This is a genomic window from Streptomyces bottropensis ATCC 25435, assembly GCF_000383595.1.
GTDB classification, from domain to species: domain Bacteria; phylum Actinomycetota; class Actinomycetes; order Streptomycetales; family Streptomycetaceae; genus Streptomyces; species Streptomyces bottropensis.
The window spans coordinates 5,906,230-5,920,963 of record NZ_KB911581.1 but is presented as its reverse complement, the minus strand read 5'-3'; the positions used below and the strand labels follow the sequence as shown (position 1 = coordinate 5,920,963).

Genomic DNA, 14,734 nt, shown 5'->3' with positions numbered 1-14,734 from the left:
TTGAGTAGGGTCGAGGGGTGACTGCCACCGCGAACACGGCCGAGGCCCGGTCCGGACAGGGCGGAAAACCCTTCCTCTACGTCGTCGTCTGCGCCGCGGGCATCGCGGTGGAGGTCGGCAAGCTGATCACCGTCGCACAGGAGCGCGACTGGGAGGTCGGGGTCATCGCGACACCCCTCGCCCTGGACGGCTTCTTCGACGCGGCGGCGGTCGAGGCACGGACCGGCCGCCCGATCCGCTCCGCCTGGCGCCGGCCGGGCGATCCGCGTCCCTTCCCGCCGCCGGACGCCGTCGTCGTCGCGCCCGCCACCTTCAACACCGTCAACAAATGGGCCGCCGGCCTGGCCGACACCCTCGCGGTCGGCACCCTGTGCGAGGCGTCCGGCCTCGGGGTCCCGATCGCCGTCCTGCCCTGCGTGGCCGACGCGCTCGCGGCCCACCCGGCGTACCGCGCGAGCCTGGACCGGCTGCGCGGCATGGGCGTCCGGTTCGGCGATCCGTACGCGGGCGGGGCCGAGGAGGGCGACGGGCGTCGGGAGTTCCACTGGGAACGCGCGCTGGACCTGCTGGAGGCGGGCGGCGCGGGCGCATCCCTCACACGCTGATGGCCGTCGCCGTCCCCGGCGGCAGCCAGCGGAAGGCGTCGCGCACCTCGGCCGGGGCCCCGGCCAGCGTCCGCTCGGCCGCCGCCCGGGGCTCGCGGAAGTGGCTCCACCCTTCGTAGTGCACGGGCACGACGGTACGGGGACGGAGCAGCCGGCAGACCTCGACGGCCCCGGCGGCGGTCATCGTGTAGCGGAGCGGCCCCGTGACGGGGAATCCGACGCCGCCGAGGTGGAGCAGCGCGGTGCCCACGGTCAGGCGGCGGCCGACCTCCCGTACGCCCTCGAAGACGACCGTGTCGCCGGAGATCCACAGCACCCCGTGCCGCTGGCCCGGCCAGCCGAGGGCGAAGCCGGTGACCTCGCCGACGATCGGGCGGGACAGCGGCGGGCCGTGCCGGGCGGGGGTGGCGGTCACCTCGACGGCCGTGCCGTCGGGGGCGGACAGCTGCCAGGTGTCCCAGGGGGCGAGCCCGCGTGCGTTGCCGCCGAGCCGCCGCGCCCCGGACGGGGTGGTGAGCACGGTCTCGGCGCCCGGCAGCAGGGCGCGGCCCGCGTCGTCGAGATTGTCGCCGTGATGGTCGTGGGTGAGCAGCACCGCGTGCACCGGGGGCAGTTGAGCGGCCGGCAGGGCGGGCCCGGCGGTCTTGCGGGACGACGTGCCCCAGCCGAAGGCGTAGCGGCGGCCCGGCGGGTCGAACGTCGGGTCGGTGAGCAGGCGCAGCCCGCCGATCTCGATCAGGGTGGTCGGGCCGCCTATGTGCGTGACGCGGACGCCGGTCATCCGGAGTTCCCTTCCAGCAACTGGAACGAGGTGAACAGGGCCTGAGCGATCGGGAGTTGAGACCACCGCTGAGGGAGAGGAGCGGAGTCCCGCGCGGGGGACGCGGTGGAGCCGCCTCATTCAACCAGCGGGCCGCCCGTCGTACGAGGACATCGGGTCAGGGCGGTACGAGGGATCGGCCTGAGGCGCGTGGGGCGCGAGGACCGGGTGCGTGTCCCGCCCCGAGACCCTGTTCAACCGAACGGTTGAACAGGGTCTCGGCTTCCGGGGGACGCGGCGCGGACGCCGTCGATCACAGACTTACGGTGCCGCCGCAGCGGCATCGCCGTCGAGTCAAGCCCTGAAAGGACCTTTCCCCCCATGGCCAGCAGCTTCAGCAGGCGACGCATTCTCACCACCGGAGCGGGCGCCGCGCTCGGCGGTCTCGCCGCGACCGGCACCGCCCAGGCCGCCACCGCCCAGGCCGCCACCGCGTCGGCGGCCGGCTCCCGTACGGCGGCGCCGGGCCCGGAGGAGACCCGCTCCCTCGACGAGCTGTACCGCGACGCCGTCGCCGAGGGCGGCAGGCTCGTGATCTACGCGGGCGGCGACACCGCCACCCAGCAGGACTTCACGGCCCAGGCGTTCCGCACGCGCTTCCCGGACATCGACCTGACGATGGTCGTGGACTACAGCAAGTACCACGACGTCCGGGTCGACAACCAGCTCGCGACCGACACCCTGGTCCCCGACCTCGTCCAGCTCCAGACCCTGCAGGACTTCACCCGCTGGAAGAGCCAGGGCAAGCTGCTGCCGTACAGGCCCGCCGGTTTCTCCAAGCTGTACAAGGACTTCCGCGACCCGCAGGGCGCGTGGACAGCCGTCGCCGTCATCGCCTTCAGCTACATGTACGGCGTCGACGCCGTCGCCGGGAACGCCCCCAAGTCGCCGCAGGAGCTGGTCGACCCGCGCTGGAAGGACGCCATCGCCTCCTCCTACCCGCACGACGACGACGCGGTGCTCTACCTCTACTCCCTCTACCAGGAGGCCTACGGCTGGGACTGGATCGCGCAGTTCGCCGCCCAGCAGCCGCAGTTCAACCGCGGTTCGCACACCCCGGGTGTCGCGGTCAACGGCAAGAAGAAGGCCATCGGCGTCGGCGGGTCCGGCTCGCTGGCCGCCCCCTCCACCGCCGCGACCCGCTTCGCCGTGGCCGACGGACACCCCTTCATGGCCTGGGGCCAGCGCGCCGCGATCCTCAGGAAGGCCGCCCACCCCACCGCCGCCAAGCTGTACCTCAACTGGGCGCTGTCCGCCGAACGCCAGCAGGGCTCCTTCAACGGCTGGTCCGTCCGCACCGACATCACGCCCGCCGGCGGCCTGAAGCCCGTCTGGACCTACCGCAACGCGCACCTCGACGGCTTCCCCCGGTTCATGGAGGACCGTGCCCAGGTCGAGCGGTGGAAGCAGACCTTCGCTCTCTACTTCGGCGAGGTCAAGGGCGACCCGACCCCGGGAGTCCTGGGCCTGCACCCCGGGCGGCAACCCCCCCGCCGGTCACGGCGGGTACGGCGCTTTCCTTTACCCCGGACACACGTGTCGCTGTCTACACTCGGCTGGTCCCGCCAGCCTCGTGCCCGTCAGCCCCGTGCCCGTCCGGACCGTCGTAGAGGGAATCGCCGCCGTGCCCGCCATCGCCGCCCCCGCCGTCCCGCACCGAGGTCCACTGCCGGTTCGACGGCTGCCGGACCTGCTGTTCCTGACCGTGGTCGTCGGCGGAGTCGTCCGCCTCGTCGACCTGAACTCCGCGCTGTGCTGGGAACTGGTCCCGCTCATCGTGCTGTTGGCGGCCGGGTACGTGGCCGGGCCCGCTCTGCGGGACCGGCTCGGCCGGTGGGGCAGGCCTGTGTGGTTCGGCGCGCTGCTGGCGCTGTGGTGCCTGGTCTCCTGGGAGATGCCGACCCCGGCCGCCACCGCCTACACCTGGCTGGCGCTCCCGCTCGCGATCCTCGCCCTGCGCATGTTCACGGGCCCTGCGGCACTCGCCGTCGTCGGCGTGCTCACCGTGCCGCTCGTCGTGCTGATCGCCCGGACCACCGGAACCGTCCATCCCGAACAGCTCCTCCCGCCGACCGCCGCGCTGTGGGCAACGGTCGCCCTCTACCGGGCCCAGCAGCGACTCCTCGGCGAACTGCGGAGCACCCGCGCCGAGTTGGCACGGGGCCAGCGCGAGGCCGGCCGGCTCGCCGAGCGCGCCCGGATCGCCCGCGACCTGCACGACACCCTCGCCCAGGAACTCGCCGGCAGCCGTATGCTCCTCCAGGCCGCCGACCGCGACTGGGACCGCCGCCCCGACCTCGCCAGGGCCCAGGTCCGCACGGTCGTCGACGCACTGGACACCAACCTCGCCGAGACCCGCACCATCATCAGCGACCTCACCCCGCCCGCCCTGGAGCACGACGACCTCTCCACCGCGCTGCGCACTCTCTGCACCCGCACCACGGCCACGCCGTCACGGGTGGTGTTCCGCACCGAGGGCGAGCCGGGCGACCTGCCGCACGACCGGGCCGCCGCCCTGCTCCGCGTCGCCCAGGGCCTGCTCGCCAACGCCTGTGAGCACGCCCGCGCCCAGCACGTCTGGGTCACCCTCGACCACCGCGACGACACGACCGTCACCGTCGAGGTACGGGACGACGGCGTGGGCTTCGACACGAGGGCGACGACGGCGAAGCGGTGCGACCGGGGCCTCGGCCTGACCGGCGGCCGGGAGCGCCTGGGCGCCCTCGGCGGCTCGCTCACCGTCCGCAGCGCACCCGGCCGCGGCACCCTGGCCCGTGCCAGTCTCCCCATGGGCTCCCTCGCCCTGGCCGGCCCGGCGGGCGACCGGTGACCGCCCCGGACGGCACCCCGCTGCGCGTCCTGATCGTGGACGACCACAGGGTCGTACGGGCGGGCCTGCGCGCCCTTCTCGGCGGTGAGCCCGGCTTCGACGTCGTCGGTGAGACCGGCGACGGCGAGGAGGGCGTACGGCTGGCCGTGCGGCTCGGCCCCGACGTGGTGCTGATGGACCTCCGCCTGACCGGCGACAGGACCCCCGGCCGCCGGCTCGACGGGCTGGACGCGACCCGGCGCATCACCGCCGAGGCCCCCGGCAGCAGGGTCGTCGTCCTCACCGGCTCCGGCACCCAGGGCGATGTCGTACGGGCCATGGAGGCCGGCGCCCGCGGCTACGTCCTCAAGGCGGGCCCGCCCGAGGAACTGTTCCGGGCCGTGCGCGCCGCGGCGGCCGGCGGCATGGGACTCGCTCCCGAGGCCGCCGGACACCTCGCCGGGCACCTGGCCGATCCGGGCGCCGCCCTGAGCGACCGGGAGATCGAGGTCGTACGGCTGCTGGCGCTGGGCCGCAGCAACCGGGCCATCGCCGCCGCCCTCCACCTCACCGAGGCCACGATCAAGACCCATCTGGTCCGTGTCTACCGCAAGCTCGGCACCGAGAACCGGGCGAGCACGGTGTCCGAGGCGGTCCGGCGGGGGCTGCTCGAACTGGGCTGAGACCGGGCCCGGTTCAGTGGGCGCCCATCGGCGCGAACTCCGTGCCGCACGGGCCCGCCCCCTCGCTCTCCGCCAGCGGCACCGGGGCACCCGTCATCGTCAGCACGTCGTAGTAGCGGCCGATGCGTTCGGTGGAGCGGCCCACGTAGTGGCCGATGAAGGAGCGCCGGAAGCGGTCGGTGGTGCGATTGGGCTGGGAGCCGTGGACGAGGCTTCCGTTGAAGAAGAGGACGTCGCCCGGGGCCATGTCGACCGGCACGGCGGACAGACCGGGCGGCGGCGGGACGTACTCGCGGACGAACGAGACCTCCGCGTCCGCCACCTCGGGGCAGAACAGATCCATGCGGTGCGTCCCCGGCACGACCTCCAGACCGCCGTTGGCCCGGTCGATCACATCGCAGGCGATCCAGGCCGCCACACAGGTCCCCGGCTCGACCCGCAGATAGAAGTTGTCCTGGTGCAGCGCCTGCCCCCGGGCCCCCGGCGGCTTGAAATAGAACATGCTCTGCGCCGCCAGGACCTCTTCCCCCAGCAGCCCTTCGAGAATGACCCGCAGCCGTGCGTCCAGGAGCACCCGCAGCGACAGCTCGTCGATGCGGTGCGGGTGCATCACCCGGGGGTGGGTGTCCAGCGGGTCGGCCGGGCCGTCCGCCGCGGGCGTCCTCGGCCGGAAGTGCCCCGGGATCGGCCCGCCCTCCCGCAGGGCCGTGAACCGGTCGCACAGCTCCTCGATCTCGGCGGACGAGAACAGCCCCCGCGCCACCAGAAAGCCGTTCTCCTCGAACTCCGCCCTGCCCGTGGCTGCCATCGGCGTGCCCCTTTCCCTGTCGTCGACCGTGTCCCACGCTAGGTCCGAGCGCCTTTCGGGAGGATGCCTGTGCGTGCTGAGGACCTGTCTGGAACTGCTGCGCCCGCCGACCCGTCGCCTCCGCCGGGCCAGATGATCGTCGGCCGCTTCGACCAGCGGCCGCCGTACGCGGTGCACCGGCCGCGCGGCGCGGACAGCTGGCTGTTCACCTGGACCACGGGGGGCGCGGGACTGCTGCGGCAGGGCACCGCACGGACGTGTGCGACGCCGGGCGACCTGGTGGTCCTCGGCCCGGGAGTGCCCCAGCGCTACGCGGTCGGGCCCGGCGCCGGGCACTGGGCGTTCTGGTGGGTCCACTGCCAGCCGCGAGCGTCCTGGACGGCCTGGCTGCGGCCGTACGAGTCCGGCGACCGGCTGTACGCGATGCCGTCGGCCCCCGACGGCATCCGTGAACGTGTGGAGGCGGCCTTCCGCCGGATGCTCGCCGACGCCCGCTGGACCGGCGACGGCGCACCGCCCGCACCCGCACCCCCGGGCGACGAGCACACCGACGTCGCGGTGGCGCACGGCACGGCGGCCCGCGAACTCGCCCTGTGCTCCCTGGAGGAGGTGGTGCTGCTCACCGCCGCCCGGTCCGAGTCCCGCCCGTCGGGGGCGGATCCGCGGATCCGCCGGGCGGAGGACCTGATCGCCGCCGACCCCGGAGCGCCGCACACCGTCCGTTCCCTCGCCGAGAGCGTCGCCCTCTCCCCGTCCCGGTTCGCGCACCTGTTCACCGAGCAGCTGGGGCACTCCCCGATGCGCGCCCTGGGCCACGCCCGTCTGCGCCACGCCGCCCGTCTCCTGGAGGCCACCGAACTGACCGTGGAGCGCGTGGCCGCCGCCTCCGGGTTCGGCAGCCCGTTCCACTTCAGCAGGGTGTTCCGCCGGCGCTACGGGGTGCCGCCGGGGGAGTACCGGCAGCAGCTGCGTGACGGCCGCTGACGACCACACGCTTCGGCGGCGTGCGCGCTCAGCCTCCGAAGGCGAGCAGCGACAGCCACAGCGCCACCACCGAGGAGAGCAGTGCGGCCGGGACGGTGAGCAGGCCCAGGCGGGTGAACTCGCCGAGGTCCACGTCGTGCTCGTGCTGGTGGACGATGCGACGCCACAGCAGGGTCGCCAGGGAACCGGCGTAGGTCAGGTTCGGGCCGATGTTGACGCCGAGGAGCACGGCGAGGACGGCGCCCGTGCCGAGCGGGGCGGCGAGGGGGACCAGGACCAGGACCGCCGGCAGATTGTTGATCACGTTGGAGAGCAGGGCGGCGAGGGCGGCGACGCCGAGGAGGGCGAGCAGACCGCCGCCGGACGGCATCACGCGGCCGAGCGCGTCGGCGAGGCCGTTGTCGACCACCGCGCGCACCACGATGCCGAGCGCCAGCACGAACGCGAGGAAGGGCAGCGAGACGGACCGCAGCAGCGCGATGGGGCCGGTGGTGCGGCGCACGAGCGCGCGGACCGACAGCACCACGGCCCCGGCCAGCGCCGCCCACACGGGCTCGATCCCGAGCACGGACGTCAGCACGAACCCGGCGAGCGTGCACAGGACGGTGACCAGCGCGAACATCGGCAGCTGGGGCGCCTCGACCGGCTTCTGGGGCGCGGGCGCCACGACATCCAGGTCGGCCGCGAAGAACCTGCGGAAGATCACGTACTCGGCGGCCACGGCCACCGCCCACGGCGCCGCCATCAGCAGCGCGAACCGGGTGAAGGTCAGCCCGCTCGCCGTGAACGCCAGCAGGTTGGTGAGGTTGGAGACGGGCAGCAGCAGCGAGGCCGTGTTCGACAGATGCGCGGTGGCGTACACATGGGGTTTGGGGCGGGCGCCGAGCCGGGCGACCGTCGCGAACACCACCGGGGTGAGCAGCACGACCGTGGCGTCCAGGCTGAGCACCGCCGTGATGCCGGAGGCCAGCACGAACGTCGAGCCCAGCAGCCGCCGGGGCCGGCCCGCCGAGGCGCGTGCCATCCACGCTCCGCACGCCTGGAAGAGTCCCTCGTCGTCGCAGAGCTTGGCGAGCACGAGCACGGCGGCCAGGAAGCCGAGCACCGGGCCCAGCAGTTCGGCCTCGGCGCGGGCGTGGTCGAGGGAGACGGCCCCCACGGCGACGACGAGACCGGCGGCCGGGACCGCGACCACGGCCTCCGGCAGCCCGAACGGGCGGGCGACCGCGCTGCCGAGGACGACGACGAGCAGGACGACGGACAGGACCTCGGCGAGGGCGGCGTTCACAGCAGGGCTTTCGGGCGGTAAGTGGCGCGGAGACCTGAGCACCCTACAGTCGCCCGGCCGGGCGGGGCGCCGCGCGGCCCTGTGGTGAGGCCCTTCTCACGCGGCCCGGGGCGCCTGTCTCACTCCTCGGAAAGGGTCAGCTCCGCCCAGATCGTCTTTCCGTCCTCGGTGTGCCGGTTGCCCCAGCGCTGGGTCAGCTGGGCCACCAGCAGCAGACCGCGCCCGCCCTCGTCGAAGGTCTTGGCGCGGCGCAGGTGCGGGGCGGTGCCGCTGCCGTCCGACACCTCGCAGATCAGGGTGGTGTCGTCGTGGATCAGGCGCAGCTGGATGGGCGGGACGCCGTGCCGGATGGCGTTGGTGACCAGCTCGCTCACCACCAGTTCCGCCGTGAACGCCGACTCGCTGATGCCCCACAGTGCCATCTGCGTCAGCACGTACTGGCGGGTGCGGGCGACGAACGCGGGGTCGGCGGGTATCGACCAGGTCGCGACCTGTGCCGCCTGCAGTCCGCGCGTACGGGCCAGCAGCAGGGCCACGTCGTCGGGGGCGCCGTTCGCGGGCAGCAGGGAGTGCACGACACCCTGGCAGATGTCGTCCAGCGAGCCCGTGCGGCCGGAGAGCGCCTCGGCCAGCAGCTCCTGACCGGCGTCGATGTCCCGGTCGCGGGTCTCGATCAGCCCGTCGGTGTAGAGGGCGATGACGGTTCCCTCGGGCAGTTCGAGTTCGGCGGACTCGAAGGGCAGTCCGCCGAGGCCCAGGGGCTGTCCCGACGGCACTTCCACCTCCATCGGGCGGCCGTCCGGGTCGAGCACGACCGGCGGCGGGTGCCCGGCGCGGGCGAAGGTGCAGCGGCGGGTCACCGGGTCGTAGACGGCGTACAGGCAGGTGGCCCCCACCTCGCCGGTCACCCCCTCGCTGCCGGCCTCCGCGGAGAGCCGTACGACGAGGTCGTCGAGGTGGGTGAGGAGTTCGTCGGGGGCGAGGTCGACGTCGGCGAGGGTGCGGACGGCCGTGCGCAGGCGGCCCATGGTGGCGGAGGCCTGCACGCCGTGGCCGACGACGTCACCGACGACCATGGCGACCCGCATCCCGGACAGCGGGATGACGTCGAACCAGTCGCCGCCGACCCCGGCCTGGGCCGCCGGGAGGTACCGGGAGGCCGCCTCCAGGGCGGGCATGCGGGGGAGCGTCTGGGGGAGGAGGCTGCGCTGGAGGGCGAGGGCGGTCTCGCGCTCGCGGGAGTAGCGGCGGGCGTTGTCGATGCAGACGGCGGCCCGGGCCGTCACCTCCTCGGCGAGCAGTTCGTCGTCGGCGGTGTAGGGGTCGAGTCGCTTGAAGCGGGTCAGCACGGCGACGCCGAGGGTCGTGCCGCGGGCCCGGATCGGTACCGACATGGTGGTGTGGACGCCCAGCTCCTTGACCCGCGCGCTGCGCAGGGGGTCCCAGGCGAGCCAGTCCGCCAGGGTGTTCGCCGGGTCGGCCGCCACGACGGTGTGGCCGACGGACAGGGAGGCCGCCTGTGGTGAGGTGGCCGGGTAGACGTCGGTGCGGCCCACCTCGACCACCGCCTCGGGGCAGCCCGGAGTGACCGACCGGTGGGCGGCGCGGCGCAGCGTGAAGGGTGCGGAGAGCGGGCCCTCGTGCGGTTCGTCGCCGTGGTCGAGGGACTGCATGAGGTCGACGCTCACGAAGTCGGCGAGGACCGGGACACAGACGTCGGCCAGCTCCTGGGCGGTGCGCGCCACGTCGAGGGTGGTGCCGATGCGGATGCTCGCCTCGTTCACCAGCTGCAGCCGCTGTCGTGCCAGGTACTGCTCGGTGATGTCGTGCCCGGTGACACAGACCCCGATGGGTACGCCGGCGTCGTCCAGGAGCGGGGCGATGGCGGCCGACCAGGCGTGGGCGCGGTTCTCGTCGGCGGCCCGCAGGAAGGTCTGCACGTCCTTGCGCCGGCCGCCGGCGAGCACCTCGCGCAGGTGGCCCTCCAGTTTCTCGCCCTGGCGCCCGCCGATGATCTCGGACATGTGCAGGCCCCGGAGGTTGTCCTCGGGCATCCCCACCGCGTCCGCCATCACTTCGTTGATGCCGCGCAGCCTCAGCCGGTCGTCGAAGACGGCCATGGCGCACGGTGACTGGAACATGACGGCCGCCGCGAGCGGATCGTCCCGCCCCAGCGGGCCGGGATCGTCCAGCGGACACAGAACCAGCCAGTTGCCGTCGCCGTCGCCGTTCTTCGAGCCCTGTTGGTGGGCGAGCAGCCACGCGGTCACCGCGCGGCCGTCACGGTGACGCAAGGTGAGCGTTCCGCTCCAGCTGCGACTGCCCGGCGGGGGTGGCAGGAGAGGGTCGCCCGGGGCCAGCAGCTCCTCGGCGGGGCGTCCCACGACCTCCGCCGCGGGCCAGCCCAACAGGCGTCTCGCGCCTTCGTTCCACTCGACGATCGTGCCCTCGCCGTCCATGGCCGCCCGTGCCGTGGCGGCACCGTCCAGGGCATACGCAGGAGTGTCACCGTGCGTTACCTTGCGGCTCCTCATCGTCGCGAGTTCCATTTCGCCGGACCGAACGGGCTTACGGGTGAAATCCAGCCTATGCGCTCCGCCGGGAAAGCGGACCGGAAACCGCATGCCCGTGCGTCCTGCCGTGCCGGTGTTCGCCGAGTGGCATGCGGGACTCCTGCCATCCCGGAGGTGCCGCCGTCCGATCCCGTGGGTCACGCTCGCCGGTGACCGCACAGGGGGTGCTGCGCAGGGGGTGTCGCGCCGCCTGGCTCCGCGCATCTGCCCCCCCGCCCGTGCGACAAGGGCCCACCACGGACCGCCCGCCACCCGCAGGTCCTCGCTCGCCGCGGGCGCCTGGGCCGACGGCACGGCCGCGGCGCCCCGGGTGAACCTCCGCCGACTGACCCGGGCCGGACCGGACGTCCCACTCCGCGAAGACCGGCGCCTCGCCCTCGCCGATCCGGGGCCCCGACCCCGGGGGCCTCGACCCGGTGGCCTCGACCTGGCCGGCGATTACACCGACGCCGCGAGCCCCGGCTGCGACGACTCGGCCCGTGCCGGGCCGCCGTCCCCCATGACCGGAGCCCCGCCGCGCGGCAGCCGCATCCACCTCACGCTGACGAGTCGTCATCGGGGCGAGTCGCGCGGTGCGCCCGGCTCGCTGCGATGCGGCGCGATGCGGCACGGATCGGCCGACCGTCCGCTCCCTTCGGAGGGCGACGCCGCGTAGGTACGGGAGAGCCGGAGGCAAACCAGTCCCGTCCTGACCGTTGACGGGCTGTCATGTCTCTAACAGCATGGCCAAGGTCCGCATCTGGGAGCGCTCCCACGCTCAAGTCGTCTCCTGCACCACCGTTCGCCCGTCACCGCTGTGCGCCCCCACCTCCCCCGAGGAGCCCAGACGTGAAACGACGCAGAACCAGCCTGCTCGCCCTGACGGCCCTCGTGGCGGCCGCGCTCACCGCGCTGCCCGCCGGGCCGGCCCAGGCCGAGGAGGTCGAACAGGTCAAGAACGGCACCTTCGACACCACCACCGCCCCCTGGTGGACGACCGGCAACGTCACCGCCGGTCTCACCGAGGGCCGTCTGTGCGCCGACATCCCCGGCGGCACCACCAACCGCTGGGACGCCGCCGTCGGCCAGAACGACATCACCCTCGTCAAGGGCGAGTCGTACCGGTTCGCCTTCTCCGCGTCCGGCACCCCCCAGGGCAACATCGCGCGGGCGATCGTCGGCCTGTCGGTGGCCCCGTACGACACGTACTTCGAGGTGAGCCCGCAGCTGAACGTCTCGGGCGACTCCTACACCTACACCTTCACCTCGCCCGTCGACACCACCCAGGCCCAGGTCGGCTTCCAGGTGGGCGGCAACGCGAATCCGTTCACCTTCTGCATGGACGACGTGTCGCTGCTCGGCGGAGTACCGCCGGAGGTGTACGAGCCCGACACCGGCCCCCGGGTGCGCGTCAACCAGGTCGCCTATCTGCCGGCCGGGCCGAAGAACGCCACCCTGGTCACCGACGCCCCGGCGAAGCTGCCCTGGAAGCTGAGGAACGCCTCGGGCACCGTCGTCGCCCACGGGCGGACCACCCCGCGCGGGCTCGACGCCTCCTCCGGGCAGAACGTCCACTCGATCGACTTCGGCGCGTACAGGAAGCGCGGTACCGGCTTCACGCTGGTCGTCGACGGCGAGACCAGCCGCCCCTTCGACATCGACCCGCGCGCCTACGAACGCCTGCGCCTCGACTCGCTGAAGTACTACTACACCCAGCGCAGCGGCACCCCGATCAGCGACGCGCTGCGCCCCGGCTACGGCCGCGCGGCCGGCCATGTCGACGTCGCGCCCAACCAGGGCGACGGGAACGTGCCCTGCCAGCCCGGTGTCTGCGACTACCGGCTCGACGTCACCGGCGGCTGGTACGACGCCGGCGACCACGGCAAGTACGTGGTCAACGGCGGCATCTCCACCTGGGAGGTGCTGAGCACCTACGAGCGCGCGCTGCACGCCCGTACCGGGAAGGCGGGGAAGCTCGGCGACGGCTCGCTGGACATCCCGGAGAGCGGCAACAAGGTGCCCGACCTGCTGGACGAGGTCCGCTGGGAGCTGGACTTCATGCTCAAGATGCAGGTTCCGAAGGGCCGGCCGCTCGCCGGCATGGCCCACCACAAGATCCACGACGAGCAGTGGACGGGTCTGCCCCTGATGCCCGCCGCCGATCCGCAGAAGCGCGAACTGCACCCGCCGAGCACCGCCGCGACCCTGAACCTGGCCGCCACCGCCGCCCAGGCGGCCCGTCTCTACCGCCCCTACGACCGCGCCTTCGCCACCAAGGCGCTCGCGGCGGCCCGCACGGCCTGGGCGGCGGCCGTCGAGCACCCCGCGATGTACGCCTCCGAGAGCGACGGCGTCGGCGGCGGCACTTACGCCGACAACACCGTCACCGACGAGTTCTACTGGGCGGCCGCACAGCTGTACCTGACCACCGGTGAGAAGGCGTTCCAGGACTACGTCCTCGCGTCGCCGGTGCACACCGCCGACATCTTCGGCCCCATCGGCTTCGACTGGGCCCGTACGGCCGCCGCAGGACGGCTCGACCTCGCGACCGTGCCGAGCAGGCTGCCCGGCCGCGACAAGGTCCGCAAGTCCGTGATCGAGGGCGCCGACCGCTATCTGGCCGCGCTGGAGTCCCAGCCGTACGGCATGCCGTACGCGCCGGACGGAAACGTCTACGACTGGGGCTCCAACCACCAGATCCTGAACAACGCGGTCGTCGTGGCCACGGCGTACGACATCGGCGGAGCGTCCAAGTACCGCGAGGGCGCGCTGCAGAGCATGGACTACCTCTTCGGCCGCAACGCCCTCAACATCTCCTACGTCACCGGCTACGGCGAGGTCGACGCCCGCAACCAGCACAGCCGCTGGTACGCCCACCAGCTCGACCCGGACCAGCCCAACCCGCCGGCCGGCACCCTCGCGGGCGGCCCGAACTCGGGCATCCAGGATCCCTACGCACAGAGCAAACTCCAGGGCTGCGTCGGTCAGTTCTGCTACATCGACGACATCCAGTCCTGGTCGACCAACGAACACACGATCAACTGGAACGCGGCGCTGGCCCGCATGGCGTCGTTCGTGGCGGACCAGACCTGAGCACCTGTGACGGAGTGTGCGGCCGGCGCCCCGACCGGGCGTCGGCCGCCTTCGTCGGTACCGCTGGTCATGCCAGCTGACCTGCGACTATTTACGGGTAAGTACCCGCGAGGTACCGTGGGCGCATGCCAGCTCTGAATGTGGAGTTCAGCGACCGCGAGCTAGAGGACCTGCGGCAGATCGCCAAGGAACGCGGTACGTCGATGAAGGCGCTCGTGCGTGAGGCGGCCGCGGCCGACATAGTGCGACACCGGGCGCTCAAGGAGGGCGCGGAGGCCTTCCGCCGGTTCTTCACCGCGCACGCCGACGAATTCGCCGCCGCCTTCCCGGACGACGAGCCCGCCGCGCGGTTGCGAGGACGGGCCGTCTGACCGATGGCCTCCGTCATCCACATCGACGTGCCCTGGCTGCTCCAGCGGCACGAAGAGGTCATGCCCGAGCAGCCCAGCATCAACGACTTCTCCGCACTCGTCGCCGCCGTGGCCCGGCACCGCGTCGATCCCCCGCGGCTCGGTGTCGACTCCGACCCCGCCTGGCGGGCCGCCGCCCTGCTGCACACCCTCGCGGTGCTCAAGCCCCTGCCGGCCGCCAACGCCCGGTTCGCCTGCGCGACGGCCGTGTCGTACATGCTCGTCAGCGGTGTCGGCATCGACCCGCCGTACGGATCCCTCGTGGATCTGGCGCGCGATCTGCTCTCCGGGGCGACGGACGTCTACGGGGCGGCGGACCGGCTGCGGTCCTGGCAGATCTGAGCGGGAGACGGACGCGGCCCCCGGGGCCGCCGGCCGAGGGCGGGAGGATCAAGGCCGGCGGCCGTTTCGCGCGGGAGAGCCGCCGTTCCGCGCGGGGCCTTCCGAGGGGGCCGCCTCGATTGAACTACCAACGACCTGCTCGGGGGAACGTGCGCGTGCCGTCGGGGTGTGCGCACGGTTCACACGGGGCGCTCGCGTCCTTGAGTTCTCAAGAACCGGAAGGCTTCATTCTGCGAAGCGGAAGCTTTCGTACCGGTCATCTGACCTGCTTTTAGTGATGCAGATGTTGCTCTAGCGCCTTGTTAGCCATGAGTAACTTGTGCAAGGGTGAACTTCCTGC

Annotated in this window: 11 protein-coding genes and 1 pseudogene; 8 read left to right on the top strand and 4 right to left on the bottom strand. The window is 73.0% G+C overall.

Going from position 1 to position 14,734, the window contains the following annotated elements; genetic code table 11:
- The first annotated feature begins 17 nt into the window (after positions 1-17).
- Positions 18-605, top strand: coding sequence for a flavoprotein (locus STRBO_RS0126385; RefSeq protein ID WP_005484051.1), 588 nt, complete (start codon positions 18-20; stop codon positions 603-605).
- Here the strand turns inward: STRBO_RS0126385 and STRBO_RS0126380 are convergent.
- Positions 595-1,386: an MBL fold metallo-hydrolase gene (locus STRBO_RS0126380; RefSeq protein WP_020115107.1), complete on the bottom strand. Its 792-nt coding sequence runs from the start codon at positions 1,384-1,386 to the stop codon at positions 595-597. The two genes, STRBO_RS0126385 and STRBO_RS0126380, sit on opposite strands and share 11 nt — an antisense overlap.
- 360 nt (positions 1,387-1,746) lie before the next feature.
- On the opposite strand from STRBO_RS0126380, the pseudogene STRBO_RS42250 reads away from it, so the two are divergent.
- The 3 genes and pseudogenes from STRBO_RS42250 to STRBO_RS0126355 all read left to right on the top strand — a co-directional run.
- Positions 1,747-2,904, top strand: a pseudogene (locus STRBO_RS42250) (ABC transporter substrate-binding protein); the annotation flags it as partial.
- 145 nt (positions 2,905-3,049) lie between these two features.
- Positions 3,050-4,255 (top strand): sensor histidine kinase, encoded by a 1,206-nt coding sequence (locus STRBO_RS0126360; protein WP_020115104.1) that lies wholly within the window; start codon positions 3,050-3,052, stop codon positions 4,253-4,255.
- Entirely contained in the window at positions 4,252-4,917 is a 666-nt protein-coding gene (locus STRBO_RS0126355; protein ID WP_005484043.1) for a response regulator, read from the top strand. The genes STRBO_RS0126360 and STRBO_RS0126355 overlap by 4 nt, the downstream gene beginning before the upstream one ends.
- 13 nt (positions 4,918-4,930) lie before the next feature.
- Here the strand turns inward: STRBO_RS0126355 and STRBO_RS0126350 are convergent, their stop codons facing one another.
- Positions 4,931-5,725 (bottom strand): phytanoyl-CoA dioxygenase family protein, encoded by a 795-nt coding sequence (locus STRBO_RS0126350; protein ID WP_005484040.1) that lies wholly within the window; start codon positions 5,723-5,725, stop codon positions 4,931-4,933.
- A gap of 63 nt (positions 5,726-5,788) precedes the next feature.
- Between STRBO_RS0126350 and STRBO_RS0126345 the strand changes: the two genes are divergently transcribed.
- A complete protein-coding gene (locus tag STRBO_RS0126345) occupies positions 5,789-6,709 on the top strand; it encodes a helix-turn-helix domain-containing protein (protein ID WP_005484037.1) in 921 nt (306 codons plus the stop codon).
- Between the two features lie 28 nt (positions 6,710-6,737).
- On the opposite strand, the gene STRBO_RS0126340 is transcribed toward STRBO_RS0126345, so the two are convergent.
- Both STRBO_RS0126340 and STRBO_RS0126335 read right to left on the bottom strand, forming a co-directional pair.
- Positions 6,738-7,997 carry an SLC13 family permease gene (locus tag STRBO_RS0126340; protein ID WP_005484036.1) on the bottom strand — a complete coding sequence of 420 codons (1,260 nt, stop codon included), beginning with the start codon at positions 7,995-7,997 and terminating at the stop codon, positions 6,738-6,740.
- A gap of 119 nt (positions 7,998-8,116) precedes the next feature.
- Positions 8,117-10,531, bottom strand: a complete 2,415-nt coding sequence (locus tag STRBO_RS0126335) for a SpoIIE family protein phosphatase (RefSeq protein ID WP_078531608.1) — start codon at positions 10,529-10,531, stop codon at positions 8,117-8,119.
- An 867-nt stretch (positions 10,532-11,398) separates the two neighbouring features.
- On the opposite strand from STRBO_RS0126335, the gene STRBO_RS0126330 reads away from it, so the two are divergent.
- The 3 genes from STRBO_RS0126330 (at position 11,399) to STRBO_RS0126320 (ending at position 14,394) form a co-directional block, all read left to right on the top strand.
- Positions 11,399-13,642 carry a glycoside hydrolase family 9 protein gene (locus STRBO_RS0126330; protein ID WP_005484033.1) on the top strand — a complete coding sequence of 748 codons (2,244 nt, stop codon included), beginning with the start codon at positions 11,399-11,401 and terminating at the stop codon, positions 13,640-13,642.
- A gap of 125 nt (positions 13,643-13,767) precedes the next feature.
- On the top strand, positions 13,768-14,013 hold the full coding sequence (locus STRBO_RS0126325) for a hypothetical protein (RefSeq protein WP_028796856.1): 246 nt from the start codon (positions 13,768-13,770) through the stop codon (positions 14,011-14,013).
- A 3-nt stretch (positions 14,014-14,016) separates the two neighbouring features.
- Positions 14,017-14,394: a hypothetical protein gene (locus STRBO_RS0126320; RefSeq protein WP_005484030.1), complete on the top strand. Its 378-nt coding sequence runs from the start codon at positions 14,017-14,019 to the stop codon at positions 14,392-14,394.
- Positions 14,395-14,734 lie beyond the last annotated feature (340 nt).

Bases quoted from the DNA above. Each gene is read 5' to 3' on its own strand.
- STRBO_RS0126380 (WP_020115107.1), bottom strand. From the start codon at position 1,386: ATGACCGGCGTCCGCGTCACGCACATAGGCGGCCCGACCACCCTGATC.
- STRBO_RS0126350 (WP_005484040.1), bottom strand. From the start codon at position 5,725: ATGGCAGCCACGGGCAGGGCGGAGTTCGAGGAGAACGGCTTTCTGGTG.
- STRBO_RS0126345 (WP_005484037.1), top strand. From the start codon at position 5,789: ATGCCTGTGCGTGCTGAGGACCTGTCTGGAACTGCTGCGCCCGCCGAC.
- STRBO_RS0126335 (WP_078531608.1), bottom strand. From the start codon at position 10,531: ATGAGGAGCCGCAAGGTAACGCACGGTGACACTCCTGCGTATGCCCTG.
- STRBO_RS0126325 (WP_028796856.1), top strand. From the start codon at position 13,768: ATGCCAGCTCTGAATGTGGAGTTCAGCGACCGCGAGCTAGAGGACCTG.
- STRBO_RS0126320 (WP_005484030.1), top strand. From the start codon at position 14,017: ATGGCCTCCGTCATCCACATCGACGTGCCCTGGCTGCTCCAGCGGCAC.